Source organism: Mycolicibacterium fluoranthenivorans (assembly GCF_011758805.1).
GTDB lineage: Bacteria > Actinomycetota > Actinomycetes > Mycobacteriales > Mycobacteriaceae > Mycobacterium > Mycobacterium fluoranthenivorans.
This window is the reverse complement of the sequence record NZ_JAANOW010000004.1, coordinates 111,399-135,962: the sequence shown is the minus strand read 5'-3', so window position 1 is coordinate 135,962 and position 24,564 is coordinate 111,399. Positions and strand designations below refer to the sequence as shown.

The window sequence follows — 24,564 nt, the reverse complement described above, 5'->3', positions numbered from 1 at the left end:
ATATGTCCCTATCATTCCCTATTGGTGGTCACAAAAGGGAACGATGAGGTAGTTTGTGACGATGAGTGTTGCCGTGTACTCGGCCGAACAGGTGGCCGACATTCTCGGGCTGCACGTGCGGACCGTGCGTGGGTATATCCGAGACGGCCGCCTGCCGGCCGCGCGGGTCGGCAAGCAGTACCGGATCGCCGAGCAGGATTTGCGGGCCTTCGCCGGCGTGATAGGCGATAAACCGACCAGGAGCCCGGATGCGCACGTATCAACCGTCGTGCACATCAATGATGTCGACCGCCTCACGATGGATCGGATCACGACCCACCTGACCGCTGCAGCGGTCGGCAACTCAAGCCACTCCACAGGGCAGCTCAGCGTCCACTCTACGTATGACGAATCTGCTTGCCGTCTCACCGTCTTCGTCGTCGGCGATCTGGAATCGACCTCAGTTGCCCTTGGCTTGATAGGCGCGTTGACACGTCAGGCCGAGATGTGAAAACCGAGGTCTACCGCTCACTATCGGGCCAGCGGGCAGTCGAGAGCCGCTACCGCGAGCACCTTCAGCGCTGGACCGTTCCGCTGCGACAGCGCACCGTCGCCACACGCGAGGGCGAGACCTTCGTCGTGGACTGCGGACCCACCGAGGCGCCACCGGTCGTATTGCTGCATGGCGCGGGAAGCAACAGCGCGATCTGGCACGCTGACGCGCCGCGCTGGTCACTGACCCACAGGCTGTACATGGTCGACGTCATTGGCGAGCCCGGATTGAGCGCACCATCTCGACCGCCACGAAGCTCCGACGCCTATGCACTGTGGCTCGACGACGTCCTCGATGGGTTGGGCGTCGACACAGCTGCCCTGGTAGGGGTGTCGTTGGGTGGTTGGCTGGCAACCGATTACGCGATCCGCCGGACCGGCCGCGTCCAACGACTGGCGCTGCGCGCCCCGGGCGGTATCGGCCGCCAACGCTACGGTGCCGTGTTCGCCGCACTGGCCCTCATGCCATTCGGAGACCGCGGTACGCGTCTTGCCCTTCGGATCGTGCTTGGACCGGGCAACATCCCCGATCCCGTCATCGACTACATGCTTGCGATCCACCGCAACTACCGTCCCCGCCACGACACGCTGCCCGTCTTCTCCGACACGGACCTGAAGTCCATCACCGCACCACTTTTCGTCGCGCTGGGTGCACGCGACCGCATGATCAGCTCGCGCGACACCGCCGCGCGCTTGACACGCCTACAGCCCACGGCATCAATCAAAGTCCTCGCCGATGTGGGCCACGGCACCGTCGATGACGGCGATGAACTTCACACGTTTCTGAGTCAAGGCGCGAAACCGTGAAGCCCACCCAAGACTCGTCGGCCTTCCGCGATCGACTACGCCGCGACCTTCGCGCCGCGCTCAAATCGCGCCAATCCGAGATGATCTCAACGCTGCGAACCATGATCGCCGCGATCGATAATGCCGAAGCCGTTCACCCAGGGCCGAAATCACCACAATCCACTGACGGCACCATCGCCCATTCCTCGCCGGGAGTCGGATCAACTGAAGCGCCAAGACGTGAGCTGGGCATGTCGGATATCCAGGTCATCGTTGGAGACCTCATTTGCGAATACGAGACACACGGCGAGCAATACCGCTCGATGCGCCAACACGATGCCGCCGAACGCCTTCAACGTAAAGCGGACATCCTGCGCACCTACCTCGCTACATGACAGCAGGGTTCAACGGGTGTGAGCGCGTCCGACGCCGGTTTCTCGGTTGACGTCGCACATCTAGTTGACCCCTGGTGGTGGTTCGAAGGGTTGGTACCACCACCATTGGGCGCGTTCGCCGGTCGGTCCGGGGTAGGGCGGGACCACGGGTGCCGGTGTGGTGGGTGGGCGGGCCAAGGTTCCGCCGTGGAGTTTTCGGCCGTCGCTGTCGGTGACGACCAGCCGCTCGGCTGGGCCGGTGAGGGTGAGGCCGCCGCGGTGATGCAGCCGGTGGTGGAACGGGCAGAGCAGGACCAGGTTGGACAGTTCGGTGGGGCCGCCGTCTTCCCAATGCTGGAGGTGGTGGGCGTGCAGTCCGCGGGTGGCGGCGCAGCCAGGCACCACACAGCAGCGGTCGCGGTGCTCGAGTGCGCGGCGCAGGCGGCGGTTGATGGTGCGGGTGGTCCGGCCGGCGCCGATCGGTTGGCCGTGGCGTGCGAACCACACTTCGCAGGTGGTGTCGCAGAGCAGGTACTGGCGTTCATCCTCGGACAGCAGCGGACCCAGGTGTAGTGCGGCGGCGGGCTTGTCGAGGTCGAGGTGCACGACCACGGTGGTGTGCTGGCCGTGTGGGCGCCGGGCCACGTCGGTGTCCCAGCCGGCCTCGACCAGGCTCATGAACGCATCCACCCGAGTCGGGAACGGAGTGCTGTCTTCGGTGTCGGCGGGGTGTTCGGCGATCAACGCGTCGTGGTGGGACTGCACGGCCGCATCGAATGTCGCGGCCTCCAGACGGGGTAGCCGGATCCGGTAGGTGGTGTACCGGTCCCCGGTGGAGGTTTTCGTGACCTCCGGTCCTGATTCGGGCGGTGGCTCGGGATCGGGTCGCGGTGCCATCGTGATTGCGGTGCGCAGCTGGCTGACCGTGGCCACCGACGCCAGTTCGGCGTAATGCGCATCGGAGCCCTCGGCGGCACGTTCGGCGATCACCCCGACCTGATCCAGCGACAACCGCCCCTCACGCAGGGCTTCGGCGCAGCGCGGGAACTCCTGCAACCGTCGTGCCACCGCGACGACGGTCTCGGCGTTACGCGGGGCGACCCCGGTTTTCCACGCCACCAACGCCGACAGGGAACGGACACCGGTCAGGCCACATAGCTCCTCGCGCTCCAACTCGGCCACGATCTGCACCAGGCGCCCGTCGATCGCGTTGCGCTGCCCGCACAACTCGGCGATCTCGTCGAACAACACCTCCAGCCGCTGTCCGGCGGCCAAAGATGTTGCGGTACTGGACATGAACCCATCATCGCAGAGGGGTCCGACAAGTCAGGGTCAGCTGGTGAGCGCCAGGAACGCACCGAGTTCGATCAGCCGGTCGGGGGTGACGGGCAGGTAGTCGGTCAGATGTGCCGATCGCACGAGGAATGCGGTGTACTTGGCCCTGCTGACTGCCACGTTGAGTCGATTCCTGTTGAACAGGAACGACACTCCGCGAGGGGCCTCCTCGGCCGAGGAGGTCGCCATGGAGACGAAGACGACCGGCGCTTGCCGCCCCTGGAATTTGTCGACGGTGCCCACTTCGACCTCGGTCAGGCCTGCCGCGTCCAGCGCGCGGCGCAACGTCACCACCTGCGCGTTGTAGGGGGTGACGCCGAGTACGTGGTGTGCGGCCAGCGCGACCGTGCCGTGCTCATCGGTCCACGGGGTCCCCAGTAGCGCGGTGATCTCGGCGACGATCGCCTGTGCTTCCTCTGGGCTGTCGGTGGAGTTGCCGTCGTGATCGACGGTCAGCACCCGTACGCCCGGCGCCACGCCCTCGAGATACCTTGCACCGCTGACCTCTTCGCGTGCTCGAAGGCGGCCGTCATAGGACAATCGGGAGATGGGTCCGCACACGGCGGGGTGCATCCGGAACGAGTAGTCGAGGAAGTAGCCTCGCTCCTCGGGCAGCGTGTGATGCCCGTCGACCAGCCAGCCCAATGCGGAACCGTCGACCGGCTCGGGATGGGTACCCTGACTGACCTGCGGCAGCTGCTGCGGGTCGCCCAGCAGCATCAGATTGCGGGCCGACGGGGCCACGGCGATGGTGTTGGCCAGACTGTACTGACCGGCCTCTTCGATGACCAGAAGGTCCAGTGCCCGCCTCGGGATCTTGTTGGCATTGGCGAAGTCCCACCCCGTTCCGCCCACGACACAGCCCTCGTTGTTCGCGATGAAACCTGCGAACTCGGGGTTGGTCAGCGCGGTCCAGCCGGAGTTCGCCGTGTTGACCTTCTTGCCCACCCGTGCACCGACGACCCCGGCGGCGATGACATCGCGGAACAGGTTCTCCACCACGGCGTGTGATTGGGCCACCACGCCGACGCGCCAGCCATGCCCGTTGACCAACCGTTCGATGACCTTGGCGGAGGTGAACGTCTTGCCGGTGCCGGGCGGGCCGTGCACGGCCAGGTACGACGAGTCCAGGGCCAGCAGCGCGGTGCCCATATCCGCGGCCACGTCGCCGGTGCGAGGCAGCGGCCCACCGCCGACCAGGCGCGGTGCACGGCGCAGCAGGATGTCGGTGACGGCATCGGCGGGCAGCTCGGGTAGTCCCGCTCCGACCGCCGCCGCGGTATCGGCGATCGACTCCTGCAGCGGTGTGGTGTTGATCGGCGGACCGGGTGTCAGCGCAAAGGGCAACTGATCGAAGGTGCTGCCGCCCTTCGGTTCCCGCTCACAGATCACGACCGCCGTCGGAACCTCAGGGTCGTCGCATTCGAGCACCGCGACCGATCCGAACGCGCGGCGGTCGGGATCATCGGCCAGGCCCACGGGTGCCGGCGGGTCGTAGAGCGCGTACATGTCGTGCGCGAGTCCGCCATTGGCGAGTTCGCCGGTCAGTCGGACGTGACGTTGGGGCTTGCGCGCCTTGGGCGGCTGGTGCCAGTCGTTGACGACTTCGGCTCGTTCGGCGACGAAAACATCACTGTTGTCCGACCATTCGTCGACCGGATTGTTGACGCGGTCGAAGTGCGCCCACCAGAACGGTTTGTCCTCGCGTTTGTGGAATCCGCGGGCGGCGGCCACCATCGCGACGGCGGTCTGCTCGGGGGTGCGTTCCTCGATACCGTCGCCCGCGAACTTCATCAGGGTGCGATCGAGCGCGTCGGCGACCTCGACTTCGTCCTGAGCCGCCTTGTCCCGCAACGGTTGCGGTCCGCGGGGCGGGACCGATGATTCGATGGCCCGGGCCACCAGCCAGTCGCGCAACCGGCGCGTGGAGCGGCAGTCGTAGCGGTTGTAGTCCTCGATCTCCTTGAGCACGTTGGCTGCCTCGTCGGCATCGCCCTCGTCGCGCAGGGCGCAGTACCGGGCGTATTGGGTGATGGAGTCGGCGGCATTGGTCACCTCGCCGTCGCGCAGCTCGTCACCCATGTACAGCGGTTCGAGGTACTTGATGCTGTAACTCTCGGTGCCGACCCGAATGCTCTTACGCACCAACGGGTACAGGTCGACCAGAATCCCGTTGCGCAGCAGGTCGTCCACCTCGTTCTCGCCGACGCCGTACCGGCCGGCCAGCCGCAGCAGGGTGCTCTTCTCATACGCCGCATAGTGATAGATGTGCATCTTCGGATAGCGCTTCAACCGCTTGCGCACCATCGCCAGGAAATCGACGAGTGCCCGGCGTTCGGCTTCCCGGTCGTGCGCCCAGAAAGGGGTGAACTCGTCGGCGACGGTCAGCACGCCCCACAGGTACTCCAGGCCCCAGTCGCGGCCGTTGACCGTCCACAGCGGATCGCCCTCGAAATCGAAGAACAGGTCGCCCTTGTCGGCGTCGGGCAGCACCATCAGCGGCTGCGCGTCGACGACCTCGAACGGTGGTTTGCCGTCGATCCGCTCGGCGATCTGCAGTCGCGCCTGTGCGGTCAGCGCCGTCACGGTGCGCTTGGACAGTTCGGGCACCGCGCCCTCGTGGGCGGCCAACTGGTGCACCGTGCCGATGCCGGCGTCGATCAGCCGGGCCCGCTGGCTGGTGCGCATCCCGGCGACCAGCAGGAGGTCATCGGTCTCCTTCACCTGCACGCTGCACTCGGGGCAGCGGAAACAGGCGCGCACCCGCTCGTCCGCCCAGGACACCGGTGCGTCGCCGGCCAGATGCTCGTCGAGCAACCGCTGCAGGGCCGCGCGCCGCGGCAGGTAGACCGGCAGCAGTTCGTCGACCTGGTACCGCGACACCGCGCCGTCGCCGAGCACCAGCTCCACCTCGGCAGCCACCGGGACACCGGCGGTGGTCAGGGCGTCGGCATAGGCGGCCAGCTGCAGCAGCGCCTCCACCTTCACCGACCGGGACAGTTTGGTATCCCGGAGCCGGTAGCGCTGCCCGGCCGGACCAGTCTCGAGGTGCAGGAAGTCGGCGAACCCGGCGAACCGGCCGTCGAACATCGCCGCCTGATAGATCGCGGGTGCCCGGCGCTGCACCGCGGCCATGGTCTGCTCGGCCGCGGCGGTGAGACCCGCGACCGTGTAGGGCGGCCGGCCGATCACGGTGACCGCGTCCTCGGCGCGCAGTTCCTGCAGGTGGCGCTGCTCGTGGTCGTGGCCGAGCGCGGCGGTGCGGGCCAGCAGTTCGTCGGCGGCCGACACCTTCGGGCCACGGCCCAGTTGCGCGTCGAACGAACGCAGCAGCGCGTACTCACACCGGGCCGCGGCCGCGAGGTCGGAGGCGCTGTAGATCACACGATCGTCGGCCACGAACACGCACCCAGGCTAGGGGAGACGGCCGACAACCTCGACGACGACAGTGCCGACGACTCAGTGCCCGGTGTTGCCGATCAGCTCGACGCCGTTGCCGTTCCAGCGGAATCGCACCACGCTGTCCAGGCCGGGCGTGCCGTTGCTGAACTTCAGGGCGACGGTGTCGCCGGTGCTGGCGGTCTCGTCGATGCCGTTGAAGCCGTAGGTGTCGGGCACCCCGGTGGGGATGAACTTGCCGAGGTGGAACATCACGGCCCGGGTGCTGGCGTTCGGCGCGTTGGTGTTGGCCTTGACGATCACCACCGACAGCGGCGCGCACTCGTTGTAATTGCCGGCCAGGGGCTCCGGGCTCCATGCCTGATTGCTGCGCGGATCGCGGGGAAGTTCGGACACCGCCTTGACGATCTCGGGGGCGGCCAGGTTCACCGCGCAGGGATCGGGGGCGGGAGCCGCCGTCGTCGGGGTGACGATGGGTGCAGGCGCGGCCACAGACGGAACGGGGGCCTGCCCGGTGCTGGCTTCCGGTGTCTTGGAGACCGTCGAATCGCTCGATCCACAGCTCGTCAGAAGGGGTCCCGATGTGACTGTCACCGCCAGCATCGCCCCCAGCACCACCCTCCGCACAACACCGAACCGTACCTGTCTTTTCGACGTGCCGAGGCGAGCGGAGCGTCGGGAATCCGGCTCTGCCAGGCAGGGCGGCGCGCACGCTCTAGACTGCTCGTGAAATGACTTCCCCTGATGACGGCGCGACCGACGCCGAGACGACCTTCGCTGACCTGCAGATTCACCCGGCGGTGCTGCAGGCCGTCAAAGACGTCGGCTATGAGTCGCCGTCGGCGATCCAGGCCGCGACCATTCCGCCGATGCTGGCCGGGTCCGATGTCGTGGGCCTGGCCCAGACCGGCACCGGGAAGACCGCGGCGTTCGCGATCCCGATCCTGTCCAAGATCGACCCGACCAGCAAGCACACCCAGGCACTGGTGCTGGCGCCGACGCGTGAGCTTGCGCTGCAGGTGGCGGAGGCTTTCGGACGCTATGGCGCGCACCTGCCCGGCATCAATGTGCTGCCGATCTACGGCGGTTCCTCCTATGGTCCGCAGCTGGCCGGGCTCAAGCGCGGTGCGCAGATCGTCGTCGGCACGCCGGGGCGCGTGATCGACCATCTGGAGAAGGGTCGCCTGGACCTCTCGCACCTGGACTACCTGGTGCTCGACGAGGCCGACGAGATGCTGCAGATGGGCTTCGCCGAGGACGTCGAGCGGATCCTGGCCGACACCCCCGAGTACAAGCAGGTGGCGCTGTTCTCGGCCACCATGCCGCCGGCCATCCGCAAGATCACCAGCAAGTACCTGCAGGATGCCGTCGAAGTGGCGGTCAAGACGAAGACGGCCACCGCGGAGAACATCACCCAGCGGTTCATCCAGGTGGACGGCCGGCGCAAGATGGACGCGCTGACGCGGGTGCTCGAGGTCGAAGAGTTCGACGCGATGATCATCTTCGTCCGGACCAAGCAGGCCACCGAGGAGGTCGCCGAGAAGCTACGCGCGCGCGGATTCTCCGCGGCCGCCATCAACGGTGACATCGCCCAGGCGCAGCGTGAGCGGACCATCGCCAATCTCAAGGCGGGCGGCGCCAAGGGCATCGACATCCTGGTGGCCACCGATGTGGCGGCGCGCGGCCTGGACGTCGACCGCATCACCTACGTGCTCAACTACGACATCCCGCACGACCCGGAGTCCTATGTGCACCGCATCGGCCGTACCGGCCGGGCGGGCCGCTCGGGTACGGCACTGCTGTTCGTCTCGCCCCGCGAACGTCATCTGCTGAAGTCGATCGAGCGGATCAGCCGGCAGAAGCTCATCGAGATCGAACTGCCCAGCGTCGACGACGTCAACGCCCAGCGGGTGGCCAAGTTCAACGATTCGATCAGTGACGCACTCAACGCGCCGGGCATCGAGCTGTTCCGCAGGCTCATCGAGGACTACGAGCGTGACCACGATGTGCCGATCGCCGATATCGCCGCCGCGCTGGCGCTGGAGTCGCGTGACGGCGAAGCCTTCCTGATGACCGAGCCGCCGCCGGAGAAGCGGCGCGAGCGCGAGGACCGCGGGCCGCGCGAGGACGGGCCCGGGCACAAGAAGCACAGCACGCGCAGCGATCTGGCGACCTACCGCATCGCGGTGGGCAAGCGGCACAAGGTCGCGCCCGGCGCCATCGTCGGTGCCATCGCCAACGAGGGCGGTCTGCACCGCAGCGATTTCGGCCACATCTCCATCCGGGTCGACCACTCGCTGGTGGAACTGCCGGCCAAATTGCCGGGCAAGGTGTTCAAAGCCCTTGAGAACACCCGCATTCAGGGTGTGTTGATCAACCTGCAACCCGATCGCCCGCAGAAGCCACGACGCAAGGATTCCTGACGCTGCGACCGGAGACATGCGAACAGGGCGGCCTGGAGTCGGTCACTTCGGTGGATCGCGTCGCGTCGCTCACCGGTGTGCGGGCGCTCGCGGCGTTGCTGGTAGTGCTCACCCATGCGGCGTACACCACCGGCAAGTACAACCAGGGCTATGTGGGCCTGTTGTTGTCCCGTGCCGAGATCGGTGTGCCGATCTTCTTCGTGCTGTCGGGTTATCTGCTGTTCAAACCCTGGGTCGACAGGGCGGCCGCCGGGGCCGTCGCGCCGTCAGTGCGCCGCTACGCCTGGCACCGGGTGCGCCGCATCATGCCGGCGTACGTCGTCACGGTGCTGGCCGCCTACGCCATCTATCACTTTCGCGAGGCCGGGCCGAATCCCGGCCATAACTGGACCGGTCTGCTGCGCAATCTGACGCTGACCCAGATCTACACCGACAACTACCTGTTCTCCTATCTGCACCAAGGGCTGACCCAGATGTGGAGCCTGGCGGTCGAGGCGGCGTTCTACGTCGCGCTGCCTCTGCTGGCCTGGCTGTTGCTGGTGGTGCTGTGCCGGCGGCGCTGGCGGCCGGGACTGCTGATCGCCGGGTTGTTCGGGCTGCTCGCCGTCAACCCGGCGTGGCTGGCGCTGGTGCACACCACGCAGGGGCTGCCGGACGGCGCCCGCTTGTGGCTGCCGACCTATCTGCCCTGGTTCCTCGGCGGCATGCTGCTGGCGGTGCTGCAGGCGATCGGGGCGCGGGCCTACGCGATGGTGTGTATCCCGTTGGCTCTGGTCAGCTACCTCATCGTGGCCACCCCGATTGCCGGTGAACCCACCACGTCGCCGGCCAAGCTGTCCGAGGCACTGGTCAAGACCGCCTTCTACGCGGTGATCGCCACGCTTGTGGTCGCACCCCTGGCGTTGGGAGATCACGGTTGGTACTCACGGCTGCTGGGCAGCAGACCGATGGTGTTCCTCGGTGAGATCTCCTACGAGATCTTCCTCATCCACCTGGTCGTGATGGAGCTGGTGATGGTGGAGATCCTGGGCTACCCGGTCTACACCGGCCCGATGTGGTGGCTGTTCTTCTGGACGATGGCGGTGACCATCCCGCTGGCGTGGCTTCTGCACCGCGCCACCCGAGTGCGAGGATAGGGTATCCTTACCTAAGTACTGAACACTCGTCGAGGGGGATGCATTGTCCGAGCAGAAGCCGTCTCGCGGATTGTCCGGCGCGCTCGTCAAACTGTGGCGCGGCGGGGACTACGAACTCACGGTGACCGGCCGGACCGAGATCACGGCGCACTTCCTGCGCCTGCACTTCGCCGCCGCGCAGCTGCTCGCCGACCGGCCCATCCACCCGACGATGTGGATCCGCGGCTGGTTTCCCGACGGCGCCAAATCGCATCAGCGTGGCTACACCCTGGTCAATCCCGATCCGGTCGCCGGCACCGTGGACATCGACTTCGCCCTGCATGACGGGCTGGCCACGCGGTGGGCCACCGAGGCCGCACCGGGCGACGTCCTGGAGGTGACCGTGCTGGGCAGCGATTTCGTGCTGCCCGCACCGGCGCCGGAGGGCTACGTCATCGTCGGCGACACCGCCTCGCTACCGGCGATCAACTCGCTTCTAGAAGCCATCGGCGACGCACCGGCCCGGGTGTTCCTGGAGTCTGCACACGAGGATGACCGTGAGCTGCCGGTGGCACGCCCCGGCGTGACCTGGGTGGACCGTAAGAACGCGGGGGAGGCGCTCGTCGACGCGGTGGCCGCGGCGGCATTCGACGCCTCCGCGCACTTCGGTTGGGTGGCCTGCGACAACCGCACCACCCGTGCGGTGGCCAAGGTGCTGCGGGAGGACTACAAGATCCCGAAGCGCTCGCTCAAGGCGCGCGCCTACTGGGCTGCCTGACCGGTTGCTCGGGCCTGACCACGGGCACCACGAAGGATTCCAGCATCGTGCGCTCCTCCTCGGCGTCGCGGCCGGGAAACAGCAACAGCGACACCAGGATCCGGATCACCCAGCGGGCCCTCGCCTCGACTCCGGTCGTGTCGCCCAGTGTCGCCAGGAAGCCCTGCGCCAAGGCCGCGATCACCTCGGATTGCGCGGCCATATCGCCGCCGATGGGGCGGTGGGTGCTGGCGAACCAGGACGCCAGGGCGGGAGTGTCGCGGACGCGTTGCACGGCGGCGAGCATCCCCGCGATCAGTCGTTCGTCCGGATCGGTCAGGCCGACAAGCTGCTCGCCGATCGCGCCGAACACCCGGTGCGTCTCACGGTGGACGTACGCGGTGTACAGCACATCGCGATTCTCGAAGTAGCGGTACAGCGTCGCGCGCGAACAGCCTGCGGCCGTGGCGATGTCGTTCATCCCCACGGTCGCCGCGTCCCGCCGGGTGAACAGCTCGTCGGCGGCGTCGAGAATGCGTTCGGCCGCCACCTCGGTGCGACGCTCGGCCAGCCAGTCCGCCATCTCAGATCGATACCCCGGGTCGCTGCGCTCCAGCCCGCCGCCCCACCGTGAAAGGCACCGACAGCGGCCGGCGCACGTAACTGCCACCGGCCCAGACGATATCGTCCTCGTCCACGGTGAATTCCGGTATGCGGGTGAGCAATTCCTCGAGTGCGACCCGGGACTGCATCCGCGCCGCGGCGGCGCCCAGGCAGTGGTGCGCGCCGTGGCTGAACGTGAGGATGTTGCGCGGTCGGCGAGTCACGTCCAGTTCGGCGGCGTCGGGTCCGTACTGCCGCTCGTCCCGGTTGCCCGAACCGTACAAGAGCAACACCTTGCGGTCGGCAGGAATGGTGGTGTCGCCGATCGTGACGTCGCGGGTGACGGTGCGGGCCAGGCCCTGTACCGGCGAGGTCAGCCGCAGGAATTCGTCGACGGCATCGGGGATCAGCTCCGGTTGCCGGGCGAGCAGCCGTCGTTGATCGGGCCGCCGGTGCAGCAGTTGCACTGAGCCGCCAAGCATCCCGGTGGTGGTGTCGTTGCCGCCGGTGACCATCGTGAAGGTGAACGCCAGAATGGACAGCACCCCGGCGATGTCACCGTCGGCACCGATACCCGCGGCCACCAGGTGCGAGACCGTGTCATCCTCCGGTTCGACCCGGCGCCGTTCGATGAGGGCGGTGAAGTACGCCATCATCGAACCGAGTGCCTCGCCGAGTGTCTCCAGCGCGCCGGTGATCCCGCCCTCGGCGGTGTTGGCCGCCACGATGGCCTCGGTCCAGCCGTCGAACTGGTCGCGGTCCTCCTCCGGCACGCCGAGGTAGTGCGCGACCACCATCGACGGCAACGGCTTGAACAGTTCGGTGACGATGTCGCCGCCGCCGTTCGAACGCAACCCCTCGATGCGCTCGACGACGAACTGGCGGACCTTGGGTTCCACGGCCTCGACCTGCCGCGGGGTGAAGCCGCGGGACACCAGCTTGCGGAACTCGGTGTGCGCTGGCGGGTCCTGCATGACCATCGGCGGATTATCCTGCAGCCCAATCATTTCCAGCTCGCCGTAGTTGACGGTGAGCCCCCGCGCCGAGGAGAACGTCTCGTGGTCGCGGGCCGCCGTGAAGATGTCGGCGTGCCGGGACAGCACGTAATAGTCGTGCTCGGGATTGTCCGGAATGACGTGGTGGACCGGGTCGTGGTCGCGCAGTGCGGCGTACAGCGCGAACGGGTCGGCCCAGGTGTCCGCGCCGGCAAGCTGGAAGCGAGGCGCGTGAGACACATCGAGTGACATGTCTTATGTGTATGACAGATGGATGTAGGTGTCAATGGTCCTGGGGCAACAAGATCTGTGACACCCAAGTAGCTTGGTAGTCGATCCGCCCAGGCCGGCAGACCCGAGAGAGGAATCCATGGGGACGACCGCATACCGCCGTGCCGCGTGCGCCGCCGGCGGCGTGGCTGCCGTCGCGCTGATGACCCTGGTCTACAGCAACGGCGACAACGTCGGGGCGTCCGTACCGCCTCAGGTGGGATTGGTCGCCACGTCCGAGGCCCCGGTGCCGCCCACCGAGGTGAAACTGATCGGGGACAGGGACGTCGAGGTCACGCTGACCGGCCCCATCGCGGTCAGGTACGCCTCGGCCACCCCGAGTCAGAAGGACGCTCTCGGCCTGGCACTGACGGGCGACCACAACGCCGGAACGCGTGACAGCGGGGTGGTGTTCCAGCAGTTTCAGGGCGGCGTGATCGTGGCCAAGAACGGTGACGACGGCACGCCCGCGTACCTCACCTGGGGCAAGATCCGGGAGGCGTGGAATGTCCAGCGCGACCCGGACGGCGTGCCCGCGATCACGGGCGAGAACGGGTCGGCAGGTCCGCTGGGCGTCCCGACCAGCGACGAAAACGCCGACGACGGGCTTCTCGTCACGACGTTCGAGCACGGCAGGATTTCCTTCGATCCCCAGACCGGTCAGGTCGAGGTGACGGTCAACGGCAAGGTCGTGCCGACCGGGCTGTAGACGCCGGGTAAAGAGTCGCCGCGCTCAGCTCGTGACGGCGCTCAGCGCCTCATCCAGCGTGGGCCGCATGTTCAGGACGTCGGCGAAGCCGATCAGATCGAGCGGCCGGCTGGTGGCGGGTCCGTCGGCGACCACTGCCAGCGGTGTGGTGGCCGGGAGCTTGTCGTGCGCCGCTATCAGCACACCCATGCCGGTCGACGCCAGGAACGTGACGGCACTGAGGTCCACCACGATGGCCTGCGGTGCGCCCGTCATGGCTGAGGTGAGCGCTGCCTCCAGCTGCGGGGACGTGATCATGTCGACCGTTCCCGACACCTCGATGACGGTGACGGCCCCGACCCGGCGCTCGACGATTTCGCACGTGTTCGCCGCGGAAGTCGCCCTGGCGTCCGAATCTTGCTGGCTCATCGGCCCCTCCGTCTTGTCCACTCGTGGTGTCTTTGGAGTGTTCCACACCGCAGTTGACGTAACACCGGCGCGCGTCGGTGCGACGAACCCTTAGTGGCGCTAACGTCAAATAGTGACGAGGGGAATCTACGGTGATGCGTAGCCGGATTGTGGCGGTGGTGCTGGCACTTGCGGGTCTGTGGGGTGGTATCGCTCCGGTGGCCCAGGCGGCACCCGCGCCGGGGGGTAAGGACTTCTCCAAGCCGGCGATCGTGATCCTCGGCTACGGCCTCACACCGCAGGGTGACATGCGCCCGATCCTGCGGCGCCGTGTCCTCACCGGTCTGGCGGTGGCCCAGATGTTCCCGCAGTCACCGATCATCGTCACCGGCGGCAACCCGAAGAACGGAAAGACCGAAGCCGGCACGATGAGCTTCCTGCTGAAGACGCTCGGCTTTCCGGCCGACCGGATCATCAAGGAGGACAAGGCCAACAGCACCGTCCAGAACGCGCAGTTCTCGGTGCCGCTGGCCAAACAGGCCGGCACGTCGGGCATCATCCTGGTGACGTCGTCGACCCATCAGGACCGGGCCGACGGGAACTTCGTCGACGCCGGTGGCAACCTGCTGGCCACGGTGAGCTTTCCGGACGGATCACCGCAGACCAACATCGTGCAGTTCGTGCACGATGTGCTCAGCCCGCTGGTCCCGATCAGCTGACGCCGGGGCCCTCACGGCACCCGGCGATACCCGCACCCGAAATCAGGGCGTGCGACGTCGCAGGTGTCAATCCCGTCTGAAGGCGGTATCGACCACGGCGCCGTCGTCATGTGTGTCGCGGCCGGTGAAATCGAGGACGACCTCGTCGAATCCGCCGCCGGTGAAGGGGAACGGCGAGGTGTACGCAGCCGATACCGAGTAGGTGACACCGCGGCCCGCCGAGACGGTTTGCATGATGTCCAGCCCGGTCATCCGCACCTGGGTCGCCGTCCCCGCTGGCTGTCCGTCGACCAGTAATGCGACATCGCCGACCATGTCCATGGTGCCCTCGACCGCGCCGGTGCGGGAGTAACGCACCTCGAAGAGTCTGCGTCCCAACGGAATCGGTTGCGCCGAGGTGACCTTCTGCTCCTGCCCGCCCGCGTTGCACACATAGTGCAGATGCCCATCCGCCAGGAACAGCACCTGCCCGCCCGTGCGGTTGCCCTGGGAGAACAGCACCCCCTCGGCGCCCGGTCGCTCGAGCGATACCGCCGCCTGCAACGTGAACGACCTGCCACGCACCAACCCGCGAAACGCCGTGTGCCCGGCCGGAGTGCCCGGGTAGAACACCGCCCGAGACGCGGGCTCGCCGATCGTGGCGGCCGCGCGCAGCACGATCTCCTGCACGCTCAGGTCGGTCAACGGATAGGCCCGGAATTGCAGGGCCTGCTCGTGCCAGAGTGCCTGCAAGTCGGCCAGTTTGTCGGGATGTTGCGCGGACAGGTCATGGATCTGGCTGCGGTCGGTCTCGATGTGGAACAGCTCCCAGCGATCCCGGTCGAATGCCGCCCAGCCGCGCGGTCCGGCCGCGGTGGGCGGATGCACGGTGCCCGCGAACCAGCCGTCGTGCCAGATGCCGCGGGTACCCATCATCGAGTAGAACTGGGTGTGCTTACCGGTGCCGGAAACGGTATCCCGCAGTGCGCCAGCGAAACTCGTACCCTCCAACGGCGTCTGTTCGATACCGTTGACGGTGGTGATGTCGCCGATGCCGAGCAGGTCATACACCGTCGGGGTGACATCGCTGACATGGGCGTAGTGGTCGCGGACCGCGCCGTGGGCGGACAGTTGGGCCGGCCAGGAGACGATGCACGGGTCGGCGATCCCGCCCTCGTGCGAGGCGTACCGCTTGAACAGCTTGTACGGCGTGTTGAACGCCATGGCCCAGCCGTTCGAGTAGTTCATCGCCGTGGCCGGGCCGCCGAGTTCGCCGAACAGGCGTAGGCCGTCCTCGGTGGTGTGGGATCCGCCGAGCATCGGTACCGATTCGTCCAGGGTGCCGTTCGGGCCGCCTTCGCCGCTGGCCCCGTTGTCGGACATGACGACCACGAGGGTGTTGTCGAGTTGGCCGGTGTCCTCCAGGTGGTCCAGGATCCGGCCGATCTGCGCATCGGTGTAGGACAAGAACCCGGCGAACACCTCGGCCATCCGGCAGGACACCCGTTTGTCGTCCTCGGACAACGAATCCCACGGCCGGACATTCTCATTGTCCGGCCAGGGAATTCCGTCCGGGCTGGTGGCGTCGGCGTACGGATTCATCGGGGACAGCTCGGTGTCCGGCGGGAGCAGGCCGAGGGCCTTCTGGTTGGCCAGGGCGATCTCGCGGTAGCGCTCGTAGCCCATATCGAAGTTGCCGGAGTACCGGTCGGCCCACTCGGGGGCGACCTGATGGGGGGAGTGGCCGGCGCCCGGGCACAGATACATGAACCACGGCTTGTCGGGTGCGGCCGCACGGTGATCGCGAAGGAACCCGATGGCGTTGTCGGCCAGGTCTTTGGACAGGTGATAGCCCTGCTCCGGGCTGGCCGGCGGATCGATCGGGTCGTTGTCCCGGACCAGGGTGGGGTACCACTGGTCGGTCATCCCGTCGAGAAATCCGTAGAACCGGTCGAATCCGCGGCGCAGTGGCCAGTACCGTCGGGAGCCCGCGGCCTGGCAGTCCTCGATGGGCGCCAGATGCCATTTCCCGACGGCGTAGGTCGACCAGCCGCGCTCGGAGAGCACCTCGGACAGCAGCGCCGACTCCGCGGGGATGCGGCCATGGTGTCCGGGGAAGCCGTCGGCCAGGTTGAGCACCGACGCCACCCCGACGCTGGTGGGGTTGCGGCCCGTCAACAATGCGGCCCGGGTGGGGGAACACAGTGCGGTGGTGTGGAATTGGGTCAACCGGACTCCGCGGTCGGCGATCCGGCGTAGATTCGGCATGTCGACCAGGCCGCCGTAGCAGTCCCAGGTGGCGATCCCGGTGTCATCCCACAGCAGGTACAGCACATTGGGTGCCCCCGCGGGAGCCTGCGCCCCGCGATAGGGCGACCAATCCGGGGTGGAGTCCCGGACATCGGTGGCGACGATTCCCTCGAAGGACATGGTTAGATCCCCGCTCCCGGGTTGAGGATGCCGGCGGGGTCCAGGGCATCCTTGATCCGCCGATTGAGTTCCATTGCCTCCGGCCCGATCTGCCCCGCCAGCCAGGGGCGCTTGAGCCGGCCCACACCGTGTTCACCGGTGATGGTGCCGCCCAATGCGACGGCAAGATCCATGATCTCGCCGAACGCGAGTTCGGCGCGCTGCGCCATATCGGTATCGGCGGGATCGAACACGATCAGCGGATGCGTGTTGCCGTCGCCGGCATGGGCGATCACCGAGATCAACACCTCACGCTGCGCCGCGATCTTCGCGATCCCGGAGACCAGATCGGCCAGCGCCGGCAGCGGCACGCCGACATCCTCAAGGAGCAGTGAGCCTTTGGCCTCTACCGCCGGGATCGCGTACCGCCGGGCGGCCACGAACGCCTCGCCCTCCTCCGGATCGGATGTCGAGAAGACCTCGGTGGCGCCGTTGTCGGTGAAGACCTGTGCCATGAACTCGGCGTCCGCCCCACCCGCCGGGCCACGCTCGTCCGAAGCGGCCACCATCATCGCCGCAGCGTTGCGGTCCAGCCCCATCTTCAGCTTGTCCTCGACGGCGTTGATGGCGACCGAGTCCATGAACTCGAGCATCGACGGCCGGATCTTGCCGGTGATCGTCACCACCGCCCGGGCCGCGGCCTCCACCGAGTCGAAGGACGCCACCACCGTGCACGGGCTGTGCTGGGCGGGAAGCAGTTTCAGCGTCACCTCGGTGATGACACCGAGCGTGCCCTCGCTGCCGACGAACAACTTGGTCAGGCTCAGGCCGGCGACGTCCTTGAGCCGTGGGCCGCCGAGCCGCACGGCGGTGCCGTCGGCCAGCACCACCTGCAGGCCGAGCACGTAATCGGTGGTGACACCGTATTTCACACAGCACAGGCCACCGGCGTTGGTGGCGATGTTGCCGCCGATACTGCAGATCTCGAACGACGACGGATCCGGCGGGTACCACAGCCCGTGGGCCGCGACCGCCTTCTTCACCTCGGCGTTGAGCAGCCCCGGTTGTGCGACGGCGGTCCGGGTGGCGGTGTCGACGGTGATATCGCGCATCCGCTCGGTGGACAGCACGATGGCGCCGTCGAGTGCGGTGGCGCCACCGGAGAGCCCCGTGCCCGCGCCCCGCGGGATCACCGCGATCTGATGGCCGGTGGCCCAGCGCAGTACCGCCTGCACCTCTTCGGTGCGGGTCGGCCGGACCACGGCCAATGCGGTCCCGGCGTGAGGATCGGCGGCACGGTCCTGCCGGTAGGAGGCGACGATATCGGGATCGGTGACCACGGTGCCCTCGGGCAATGCCGCGATCAGGCTGTCCAGGGTGGAACTCACCGGGCCAGTGTATGGCCGGCGCCACCGCTGGGGGTTTTACTCCGTGCGCCGCCGCTTACGCCACAGCTCGGCCAGTTCCTCGCGGGTGGTCGTGCCGGTCTTGTGCATGGCCCGGTACACGTGGCCTTCGACCGTGCGCGCGGACAGGTGCAGCCGTTCGGCGATCGCCTTGGTGGGCAGCGGCACCGCGACCAGCGCCACGACCTCGCATTCGCGTGCGGTGAGCGGGAACGGGTCGGCGGCCTGCAGCAGCGCCGGGGTGACCACCCCGCTCTGCGCTGCCAGCGCTTCGGCGCGCACCGAGCAGCTCAAGGCCGAACCGCGCCGGTCGTGGGCGCGGTGTGAGATCGCCGCGTGCGCGGCGGCGTCCATCGCCGCAGCCAGATCGCCCATCGCCTCGAATTCCTCTGACACCGCGCTCAATTCGGTGGCATCGTCATTGTGCAGCGCGGCGGCGAATCGGGCGGCCAGGCCGGCTCGGGGACCTTCGGTCACCGCGGCCAGCTCGGCCAACCTGGCGCGATGGGAGTGCGCACCGAACTGCGTGGCCAATTGCAGGCACATCACCTCGGCGGCGAACTGGCCCTTGGCCGCCGCGGTGTCCGCGGCTGCCGACAAGATGTTCGCGGCCTCGCTCACCACACCCTGACCCGCCGCGACCCAGGCCCTACCGATACTGCGCTCGTAGTCCAGGGACCGGAACGGGCGCTGCTGGGCGTCGATCTCGTCGAGGATCGCGGTGGCCTCGGCGCTTCGACCCTGCATCGCGAGCGCGGTGGCACGCACGACGTTGTACCGGTAGCCCCACCCGGTGGAGTGGTTGGTGGCAAACGCCACGGCCGCCTGGTTCAGCAGGCTGCAGGCCTCGTGCAATCTGCCGGTCCCCAGCGCCGCCCGGCCGGCGATCGCCGCGCCGAGTGCGTGGGCGGCCCCGGGCAGTTCCGCAGATTGCTCGCGGACGCGCTCGGCCACGGGCCACACGTCGCTGAGCCGGCCCGCCAGGAGCAGAGCACTGAGCTCGGCATCGGCGATGTTGAACCGCATAGGGGGCGCATCGTGGGCGCGCACAGTGGCGGTGTAGCCGGTCTCTGCCGCTTTCAGCGCCTCGGACGTGCGGCCCGCGTCGCCGGTGACGGCGGTCAGTGCGAAGGCCGTCTCGGCGCCGACCACGCCCGGCAGTTCGGCCAGGTTCAGGACCTTGGCCGCCTCCAGTGCGGCCTCGGGTTGGTCGGTGGCGAACCAGTAGATGACCAGAAAGGCGTCGATCCAGCTGCGGCCCTCGGGTCCGACCGACACCGCATCGATATGGGCCTTGGCGCAGTCCGGCCGGCTCAGCGCCCACAGCAGGTTGGTGGCCCGCAGATAGGCGAATCTCGCGCGGTCGCGGTCATCCCAGTTCTGCGCTGTCAGCGCGGCAAGAGCGGTCTCGGCCTCCTCACCCTGAAAGGACCACGACAACGCGTGGGCGTGCAGGAAGTGCGCGTCGGCCCCGGCTCCGCCGGCGATGGCGGCCCGCGCGAGCCGGTCCGCCAGACCCAGATCGGCCAGCCAGATCGCCCCGCGCGCCGCGTGCACGAACAGGTCGGCATCGGGCGGCAGGTCGGAATCCAGGCTGAGGCTGGCGCGGCGCACCACCACGCGCGTCGTGTCGCGATCGGGTCCGGCCGCCAGTTCGGTCGCCACCAGGCCACGCAGCCGCCGCAACGTCGTCGACGGCGCCCGCATCCGGCGTATCTCGCCGTACAGCGGATGCGAAATCCGAACCTGCACACCGGAATCGCTGTGATCCACGGTGATCAGCCCGCGAACGTTGGCATCCTCCACCGATTCGCGGTCGGTGATGCGCTGCAGTGCCGCCAGCTCGATGGGTTCCCCGACCGCCAGCGCATCGACGACCTTGCCGACGGCCGGTGGCAGATCGCCGAACCGGGAATCGATGAGTTCCACCAGGCTGCTGGGCAGCACCGGTTTACCGTCCCACTGCCAGCACCCGCCGCGGAGCTCCAGGCGGCCGTCGGCGAGTTCCTGCTCGACGATGTTGCGCAGGTACAGCGCGTTGCCGCGGGTGAGCTTCCACAGCCGGGTGGCCGCGTCGGGATCGACCGGTCCGTTCAGCGTGGCGGCGAGCAGTTCCGCTGATTCCTGGGGTGCCAGCGGCTGCACGTCGAGCCTGTCGAAGGCCAGGTTGTCGGCGCCCGTCTGCGCGGCTCGACCGGGGTCCTTCCAGATCTCCCGCACACTGTCGGGCACCCCGGACCCGTCCCGCCCGTCGCGCACCGTCAGCACCAGTTTGGCCGCCCGGCGCTGGACGATCTGATGCAGCACGAACACCGACAGGTCGTCGAGCAGGTGGGCGTCGTCCACCGCGATGACGACGGGACGTCCCGCCGGCGACGCGGTGACCGCGTCGATCACGCTCCGGACCAACTTGAGTCGGTCATCGTCAGCCGAGGTGGTCCACGCGGCGAAGGCACCCAACGGGATGTCGCGTGCGGAGGTGGTGCCGACGATCCAGCGGTACTCGGTGCCCTGCAGCGCGTCACGCACGATGCGACTTTTGCCGATACCGGCCGGACCGCACACCACGATGCCGGCTGAGTCAGGGTCCGACACCCCCGCTCGAACAGCTCGGATCTCCTCGGTGCGGCCCGTCAGCGGCCACGTCAAACGCACATAGGCAGCGTAAAAGGCGTGCCCAGGAAATGCCTAGCATTATTGGGTTTTTGGTCGGACCGATTGATCCGGTGTGCTAGCCGGGCCGGTCGAGTTCGCGCAGTGACGGCAAGGCGACGGCGACCACGCCGATCACCAGCATCGGCAGGGCCAGCGCGAGAAATGTCGTGCGCAATCCGGCTGAATCGGCCAGCGGCCCGGCCAGCAGCAGACCCAGCGGCCCCGCCGCATACGCCAGCGAACCCATCACGCCGACCACCCGACCGCGCAGGTGGTGCGGTGCCCGGGTTTGCATGACGTAGTTGTAGATCGGTGCGATCGGGCCGTAGACGAAACCGACTATCGCGCACAGCACCAGGATCACCGGCAACGGCGGCAGGAACGCCACGATCGTCATGGCCACCCCGAGCGTGATCACCGCGATCAGCATGGTGGTGCGCCGCTTCAGGTATCTCGACAGCACCGCGTACCCCAGCGCGCCGACCAGGCCGCCCACCGACAGCGCCATCAGCACCCAGCCCAGCTGCGCGGGTTCGTTGCGGTCGGTGAAGTACTTGGGGAACAGCACGCTCTCCATCGGCATGTACAGCCCGGTGGCCGTCAGATCGATGATGGCCAGCGTGCGTAACACCTTGGTGTTCCACACGAAGGACAGGCCCTCGACGACGCCGGCCCACACGCGTTCGGGCAGTGCCTCGCGGTTCGGCTTGCCCGCGCCCTCCAGCCGCAGCAACCCGATCGCCGCGATGGAGAAGCCGAAGGTGGCCGCGGTGACCCACATCGTGTTGATCCCGCCGAGGGTGGTGATCAGCAGGCCGCCGATGCCCGGCCCGACGATGTAGGCGAGGTTGAACACCGCCTCGTAGATGCTGTTGGCGTGATCGAGTGTCCAGCCCGCCCGCGCGGCCGCCTCGGGCAGCATCGACTCCCGTGCCGTCATCCCGGCCGGGTCGAACGCGGCGCCGAGCGCGGCCAGACCTGCCAGTACCGCGACGTTGACGGCGTGCACGCCGAAAATCAGCGCGATGACCGGCACGGCGATGACGGACAGGGCAGACAGTGCGTCGGCGAGCATCGAGACCCGTCGCCGGCCGATGTAGTCGACGGCGGTGCCGGCGATCACGGTGGATGCCAGCAGCGGCAGTGTCCCGGCCATCGCGACGATCGACGCGTCAAGAGCTGATCCGTTGCGTTGCAACACAAGCCACGGAAAGGCGATCATGGAGATGCCGTTGCCGGATCCCGCCATGAGGGCAGCGAGCAGGATGAGCAGCGCTGGGCCGCGGGGGCGTGTATTCATGACGTCTCGCCGGAGAATCTAACAGCGCTTCGCCGCACCCGGCCATCGAATTTCAGACAGGATGAGGGCGTGTCCCGCGAGCTTCCCCATCCGCGCACCGGACGGCTGTTCGCCTCGCCGGTGCCACCCGGGACGGGTTGGCCGGGGGATCGCGCGAAATCCTCGACGCCGGTGGCCCACGATCCCGAGGCCGTCGCGGCGCTGGCCGCCGGCGCGGGAACGGTCGCCGCACTCGACGCCGCCTGCGCGGTGTGCGCGGCATGCCCGCGCCTGGTCTCTTGGCGGGAAGAGATCGCCGTGACCAAACGGCGCGCCTTCGCCGACGAGCCCTACTGGGGCCGCCCGGTGGCGGGCTGGGGGGCGGCCCGCCCCCGCGTCCTGGTGGTCGGGCTGGCGCCGGCCGCGCACGGGGCCAACCGCACGGGCCGGGTGTTCACCGGGGACCGGTCCGGCGACCAATTGTTCGCCGCGATGCACCGGGCCGGCCTGGTCAGTTCCGGTCTCAGCGTCGACGCCGCCGACGGGATGCGGGCCAACGGCGTGCGGATCGTGGCGCCGGTGCGCTGCGCCCCGCCGGCCAACAAACCCACCCCCGCGGAGCGGCTGACCTGTGCGCCGTGGCTGCTCGCCGAATGGCGGCTGGTCGCGCCGTACGTGCGGGTGGTGGTGGCGCTGGGTGGCTTTGCCTGGCAGGTCGCCCAGGGACTGCTCGCCGAGGAGCTTGCCGGACAGCGGAAGCCGGTGTTCGGTCACGGCGCGGTGGCGACACTGTCCACGGGCCGCACGTTGCTGGGCTGCTACCACCCCAGCCAGCAGAACATGTTCACCGGCCGGTTGACACCGGCCATGCTCGACGAGGTGTTCGTCCAGGCACGGGAACGTTCCGGCATCACCCGGCGTTGACGCAGTCGTGCGTCTTTCTGTGCTCGATCTCGTCCCGGTCCGGTCGGACCAGTCCACCGCCGATGCGCTGGCAGCCACGGCGGCGCTGGCCAAGACCGCCGATCGGCTGGGGTTCAGCCGATACTGGGTGGCCGAGCACCACAACATGGCGGCGGTGGCGGCCACCAGTCCGCCGGTGCTGATCGCTTATCTGGCCGCCCAGACCTCGCATATCCGGCTCGGTTCCGGTGGGGTGATGCTGCCCAATCATGCGCCGCTGGCGGTCGCGGAGCAGTTCGCCCTGCTGGAGGCTGCCGCCCCGGGGCGTATCGATCTCGGGATCGGCCGTGCGCCCGGCTCGGACCCGGTCACGTCGGTGGCCTTGCGCGGCGCAGCCGGCCGTGACGATACGGATATCGAGCGGTTCCCGCAGTATCTCGACGATGTGGCCGCCCTGATGGGTGCTCGTGGTGTGCGGGTGGCACTGACCCGTGGCGGCGTGGCGCAGCAAGAGGACTACGTCTTGAAGGCCACCCCGGCCGCGGCCAGTGAGCCGCGCCTCTGGCTGCTCGGCTCGTCGATGTATTCGGCGCACCTGGCGGCGGCCAAGGGGTTACCGTACGTTTTCGCCAACCATTTCACCGGGCAGGGCACCGCCGAGGCGCTGGCCGCCTACCGCGCTGAATTCCGGCCGAGCGCAGAGCTTTCCGAGCCCACTACGTTCCTGACGGTCAACGCGTCGGTGGCTCAGACCCGCGCCGAGGCCGAGGATCTGCTGCTGCCGAATCTGCAGATGATGGGCCGGCTGCGCACCGGTCGGCCGCTGGGGCCACTCGATCTGGTCGAAGATGCGCTCGGTGCGACCGTTTCGGCGCAGGAACAGCTCATCATCGACGCGGGCCGGGCCCGCACCGTGGTTGGCGACCCGGCCGAGGCCGCCGAGCAGATCCGTTCGCTGGCCGAGGAATTCGATGTCGACGAGGTGATGGTCAGCCCGGTCGGCTCGGCGTACCGTGGCACCTCGCCTTCCACCGCGCCGGCCCGGGTGACGGCGCTGGAACTGCTCGCGAAGGAGCTTCTCTAAGCGGGCGTCAGGGCGACGATCGGGATGGGCCGGCTGGTCTTGCGCTGGTAGGCCTCATAGCGGTTGGCGTTGTTCTTGTTCACCAACTGCCACAGTCGCGCATAATCCGGGTCGTCGGGCAGGATCGGGCGCGCCGTGGCCGCCAGTCGCCTTGTGCCCACGTTGATCTCGACCTCCGGTCGGGCCTTGAGATTGTGGTACCAGCCCGGCGAGCGCGGTGCGCCCCCCATCGATGCGACCACCAGGTAGTCACCGCCGTCACGGGCGTAGCTCAGCGTGTTGACGCGTGGCTGCCCGGTCTTGGCGCCCACGGTGTGCAGCAGCAGGCTGTTGGGCAGGCCCGGGACCCGGTGACCGATCAGGCCGTTGGTCTTCTGGTACAGCAGGTCGTGCAGGTGCAGCACGCGCAGGCCGGCTTGCTCTATCGGGGACAGATGCGTCATGGG

21 protein-coding genes are annotated in these 24,564 nt (G+C 68.0%); 10 read left to right on the top strand and 11 right to left on the bottom strand.

The annotated features are described in order from the left end of the window. Positions 1-61: 61 nt before the first annotated feature. The 3 genes from FHU31_RS27160 to FHU31_RS27150 are packed head-to-tail and all read left to right on the top strand — an operon-like array spanning position 62 to position 1,712. Positions 62-490 carry a helix-turn-helix domain-containing protein gene (locus FHU31_RS27160; RefSeq protein ID WP_167163903.1) on the top strand — a complete coding sequence of 143 codons (429 nt, stop codon included), beginning with the start codon at positions 62-64 and terminating at the stop codon, positions 488-490. Next, positions 487-1,338, top strand: a complete 852-nt coding sequence (locus tag FHU31_RS27155; RefSeq protein ID WP_167163901.1) for an alpha/beta fold hydrolase — start codon at positions 487-489, stop codon at positions 1,336-1,338. Before FHU31_RS27160 ends, FHU31_RS27155 begins: the two co-directional genes overlap by 4 nt. After that, on the top strand, positions 1,335-1,712 hold the full coding sequence (locus FHU31_RS27150; protein ID WP_167163899.1) for a hypothetical protein: 378 nt from the start codon (positions 1,335-1,337) through the stop codon (positions 1,710-1,712). Before FHU31_RS27155 ends, FHU31_RS27150 begins: the two co-directional genes overlap by 4 nt. 60 nt (positions 1,713-1,772) lie before the next feature. Here FHU31_RS27150 and FHU31_RS27145 read toward each other — a convergent pair whose 3' ends face one another. The 3 genes from FHU31_RS27145 to FHU31_RS27135 are packed head-to-tail and all read right to left on the bottom strand — an operon-like array spanning position 1,773 to position 7,028. Continuing rightward, complete coding sequence (locus FHU31_RS27145) at positions 1,773-2,987, bottom strand: HNH endonuclease signature motif containing protein (protein ID WP_167163896.1); 1,215 nt, start codon at positions 2,985-2,987, stop codon at positions 1,773-1,775. A 36-nt stretch (positions 2,988-3,023) separates the two neighbouring features. Then, positions 3,024-6,431, bottom strand: a complete 3,408-nt coding sequence (locus FHU31_RS27140; RefSeq protein WP_167163894.1) for a TM0106 family RecB-like putative nuclease — start codon at positions 6,429-6,431, stop codon at positions 3,024-3,026. Between the two features lie 54 nt (positions 6,432-6,485). Further along, a complete protein-coding gene (locus tag FHU31_RS27135; RefSeq protein ID WP_167164396.1) occupies positions 6,486-7,028 on the bottom strand; it encodes an LppP/LprE family lipoprotein in 543 nt (180 codons plus the stop codon). 128 nt (positions 7,029-7,156) lie between these two features. On the opposite strand from FHU31_RS27135, the gene FHU31_RS27130 reads away from it, so the two are divergent. Genes FHU31_RS27130 through FHU31_RS27120 form a run of 3 tightly spaced genes read left to right on the top strand, consistent with a single transcriptional unit; the run spans position 7,157 to position 10,741 of the window. Beyond that, positions 7,157-8,848 carry a DEAD/DEAH box helicase gene (locus FHU31_RS27130; protein ID WP_167163892.1) on the top strand — a complete coding sequence of 564 codons (1,692 nt, stop codon included), beginning with the start codon at positions 7,157-7,159 and terminating at the stop codon, positions 8,846-8,848. After that, positions 8,845-9,984 (top strand): acyltransferase family protein, encoded by a 1,140-nt coding sequence (locus FHU31_RS27125; RefSeq protein ID WP_167164394.1) that lies wholly within the window; start codon positions 8,845-8,847, stop codon positions 9,982-9,984. The genes FHU31_RS27130 and FHU31_RS27125 overlap by 4 nt, the downstream gene beginning before the upstream one ends. A 43-nt stretch (positions 9,985-10,027) precedes the next feature. Beyond that, the gene (locus tag FHU31_RS27120; RefSeq protein WP_167163890.1) at positions 10,028-10,741 is read left to right on the top strand and encodes a siderophore-interacting protein; all 714 of its coding nucleotides are present in this window, start codon (positions 10,028-10,030) and stop codon (positions 10,739-10,741) included. Here the strand turns inward: FHU31_RS27120 and FHU31_RS27115 are convergent. Together FHU31_RS27115 and FHU31_RS27110 are read right to left on the bottom strand one after the other, a co-directional pair. Continuing rightward, positions 10,713-11,303, bottom strand: a complete 591-nt coding sequence (locus FHU31_RS27115; RefSeq protein WP_167163888.1) for a TetR/AcrR family transcriptional regulator — start codon at positions 11,301-11,303, stop codon at positions 10,713-10,715. The two genes, FHU31_RS27120 and FHU31_RS27115, sit on opposite strands and share 29 nt — an antisense overlap. 1 nt (position 11,304) lies before the next feature. Next, positions 11,305-12,570, bottom strand: coding sequence for a cytochrome P450 (locus tag FHU31_RS27110; protein ID WP_167163886.1), 1,266 nt, complete (start codon positions 12,568-12,570; stop codon positions 11,305-11,307). A 118-nt stretch (positions 12,571-12,688) separates the two neighbouring features. Between FHU31_RS27110 and FHU31_RS27105 the strand changes: the two genes are divergently transcribed. Continuing rightward, on the top strand, positions 12,689-13,297 hold the full coding sequence (locus FHU31_RS27105; RefSeq protein WP_167163884.1) for an LGFP repeat-containing protein: 609 nt from the start codon (positions 12,689-12,691) through the stop codon (positions 13,295-13,297). A 24-nt stretch (positions 13,298-13,321) separates the two neighbouring features. Here the strand turns inward: FHU31_RS27105 and FHU31_RS27100 are convergent, their stop codons facing one another. After that, positions 13,322-13,705 carry an STAS domain-containing protein gene (locus FHU31_RS27100; protein WP_167163881.1) on the bottom strand — a complete coding sequence of 128 codons (384 nt, stop codon included), beginning with the start codon at positions 13,703-13,705 and terminating at the stop codon, positions 13,322-13,324. Between the two features lie 134 nt (positions 13,706-13,839). Here FHU31_RS27100 and FHU31_RS27095 point away from each other — a divergent pair, with 134 nt between their 5' ends. Next, positions 13,840-14,403: a YdcF family protein gene (locus FHU31_RS27095; protein WP_167163879.1), complete on the top strand. Its 564-nt coding sequence runs from the start codon at positions 13,840-13,842 to the stop codon at positions 14,401-14,403. Positions 14,404-14,469: 66 nt separating this feature from the next. Here the strand turns inward: FHU31_RS27095 and FHU31_RS27090 are convergent, their stop codons facing one another. The 4 genes from FHU31_RS27090 to tap all read right to left on the bottom strand — a co-directional run bounded on the left by FHU31_RS27090 (position 14,470) and on the right by tap (position 22,152). Next, positions 14,470-16,812, bottom strand: a complete 2,343-nt coding sequence (locus FHU31_RS27090) for an arylsulfatase (RefSeq protein WP_167163877.1) — start codon at positions 16,810-16,812, stop codon at positions 14,470-14,472. A 2-nt stretch (positions 16,813-16,814) separates the two neighbouring features. Beyond that, the gene (locus FHU31_RS27085) at positions 16,815-18,179 is read right to left on the bottom strand and encodes an FAD-binding oxidoreductase (RefSeq protein ID WP_167163875.1); all 1,365 of its coding nucleotides are present in this window, start codon (positions 18,177-18,179) and stop codon (positions 16,815-16,817) included. Between the two features lie 36 nt (positions 18,180-18,215). Further along, the gene (locus FHU31_RS27080; protein ID WP_167163873.1) at positions 18,216-20,852 is read right to left on the bottom strand and encodes a LuxR C-terminal-related transcriptional regulator; all 2,637 of its coding nucleotides are present in this window, start codon (positions 20,850-20,852) and stop codon (positions 18,216-18,218) included. Between the two features lie 76 nt (positions 20,853-20,928). Continuing rightward, the gene (gene tap, locus FHU31_RS27075; RefSeq protein WP_167163871.1) at positions 20,929-22,152 is read right to left on the bottom strand and encodes a multidrug efflux MFS transporter Tap; all 1,224 of its coding nucleotides are present in this window, start codon (positions 22,150-22,152) and stop codon (positions 20,929-20,931) included. 69 nt (positions 22,153-22,221) lie between these two features. Between tap and FHU31_RS27070 the strand changes: the two genes are divergently transcribed. Together FHU31_RS27070 and FHU31_RS27065 are read left to right on the top strand one after the other, a co-directional pair. After that, complete coding sequence (locus FHU31_RS27070) at positions 22,222-23,055, top strand: uracil-DNA glycosylase (RefSeq protein ID WP_263988109.1); 834 nt, start codon at positions 22,222-22,224, stop codon at positions 23,053-23,055. Positions 23,056-23,062: 7 nt separating this feature from the next. Next, positions 23,063-24,118: an LLM class flavin-dependent oxidoreductase gene (locus FHU31_RS27065; RefSeq protein ID WP_167163869.1), complete on the top strand. Its 1,056-nt coding sequence runs from the start codon at positions 23,063-23,065 to the stop codon at positions 24,116-24,118. On the opposite strand, the gene FHU31_RS27060 is transcribed toward FHU31_RS27065, so the two are convergent. Beyond that, on the bottom strand, positions 24,115-24,561 hold the full coding sequence (locus FHU31_RS27060; RefSeq protein WP_090364034.1) for a nitroreductase family deazaflavin-dependent oxidoreductase: 447 nt from the start codon (positions 24,559-24,561) through the stop codon (positions 24,115-24,117). The genes FHU31_RS27065 and FHU31_RS27060 overlap by 4 nt on opposite strands. Positions 24,562-24,564 lie beyond the last annotated feature (3 nt).

Coding starts and splice junctions, on each gene's coding strand:
- FHU31_RS27090 (WP_167163877.1), bottom strand. CDS start 16,812: ATGTCCTTCGAGGGAATCGTCGCCACCGATGTCCGGGACTCCACCCCG.
- FHU31_RS27095 (WP_167163879.1), top strand. CDS start 13,840: ATGCGTAGCCGGATTGTGGCGGTGGTGCTGGCACTTGCGGGTCTGTGG.
- FHU31_RS27060 (WP_090364034.1), bottom strand. CDS start 24,561: ATGACGCATCTGTCCCCGATAGAGCAAGCCGGCCTGCGCGTGCTGCAC.
- FHU31_RS27110 (WP_167163886.1), bottom strand. CDS start 12,570: ATGTCACTCGATGTGTCTCACGCGCCTCGCTTCCAGCTTGCCGGCGCG.
- tap (WP_167163871.1), bottom strand. CDS start 22,152: ATGAATACACGCCCCCGCGGCCCAGCGCTGCTCATCCTGCTCGCTGCC.
- FHU31_RS27100 (WP_167163881.1), bottom strand. CDS start 13,705: ATGAGCCAGCAAGATTCGGACGCCAGGGCGACTTCCGCGGCGAACACG.
- FHU31_RS27105 (WP_167163884.1), top strand. CDS start 12,689: ATGGGGACGACCGCATACCGCCGTGCCGCGTGCGCCGCCGGCGGCGTG.
- FHU31_RS27145 (WP_167163896.1), bottom strand. CDS start 2,987: ATGTCCAGTACCGCAACATCTTTGGCCGCCGGACAGCGGCTGGAGGTG.
- FHU31_RS27160 (WP_167163903.1), top strand. CDS start 62: ATGAGTGTTGCCGTGTACTCGGCCGAACAGGTGGCCGACATTCTCGGG.
- FHU31_RS27135 (WP_167164396.1), bottom strand. CDS start 7,028: ATGCTGGCGGTGACAGTCACATCGGGACCCCTTCTGACGAGCTGTGGA.
- FHU31_RS27130 (WP_167163892.1), top strand. CDS start 7,157: ATGACTTCCCCTGATGACGGCGCGACCGACGCCGAGACGACCTTCGCT.
- FHU31_RS27115 (WP_167163888.1), bottom strand. CDS start 11,303: ATGGCGGACTGGCTGGCCGAGCGTCGCACCGAGGTGGCGGCCGAACGC.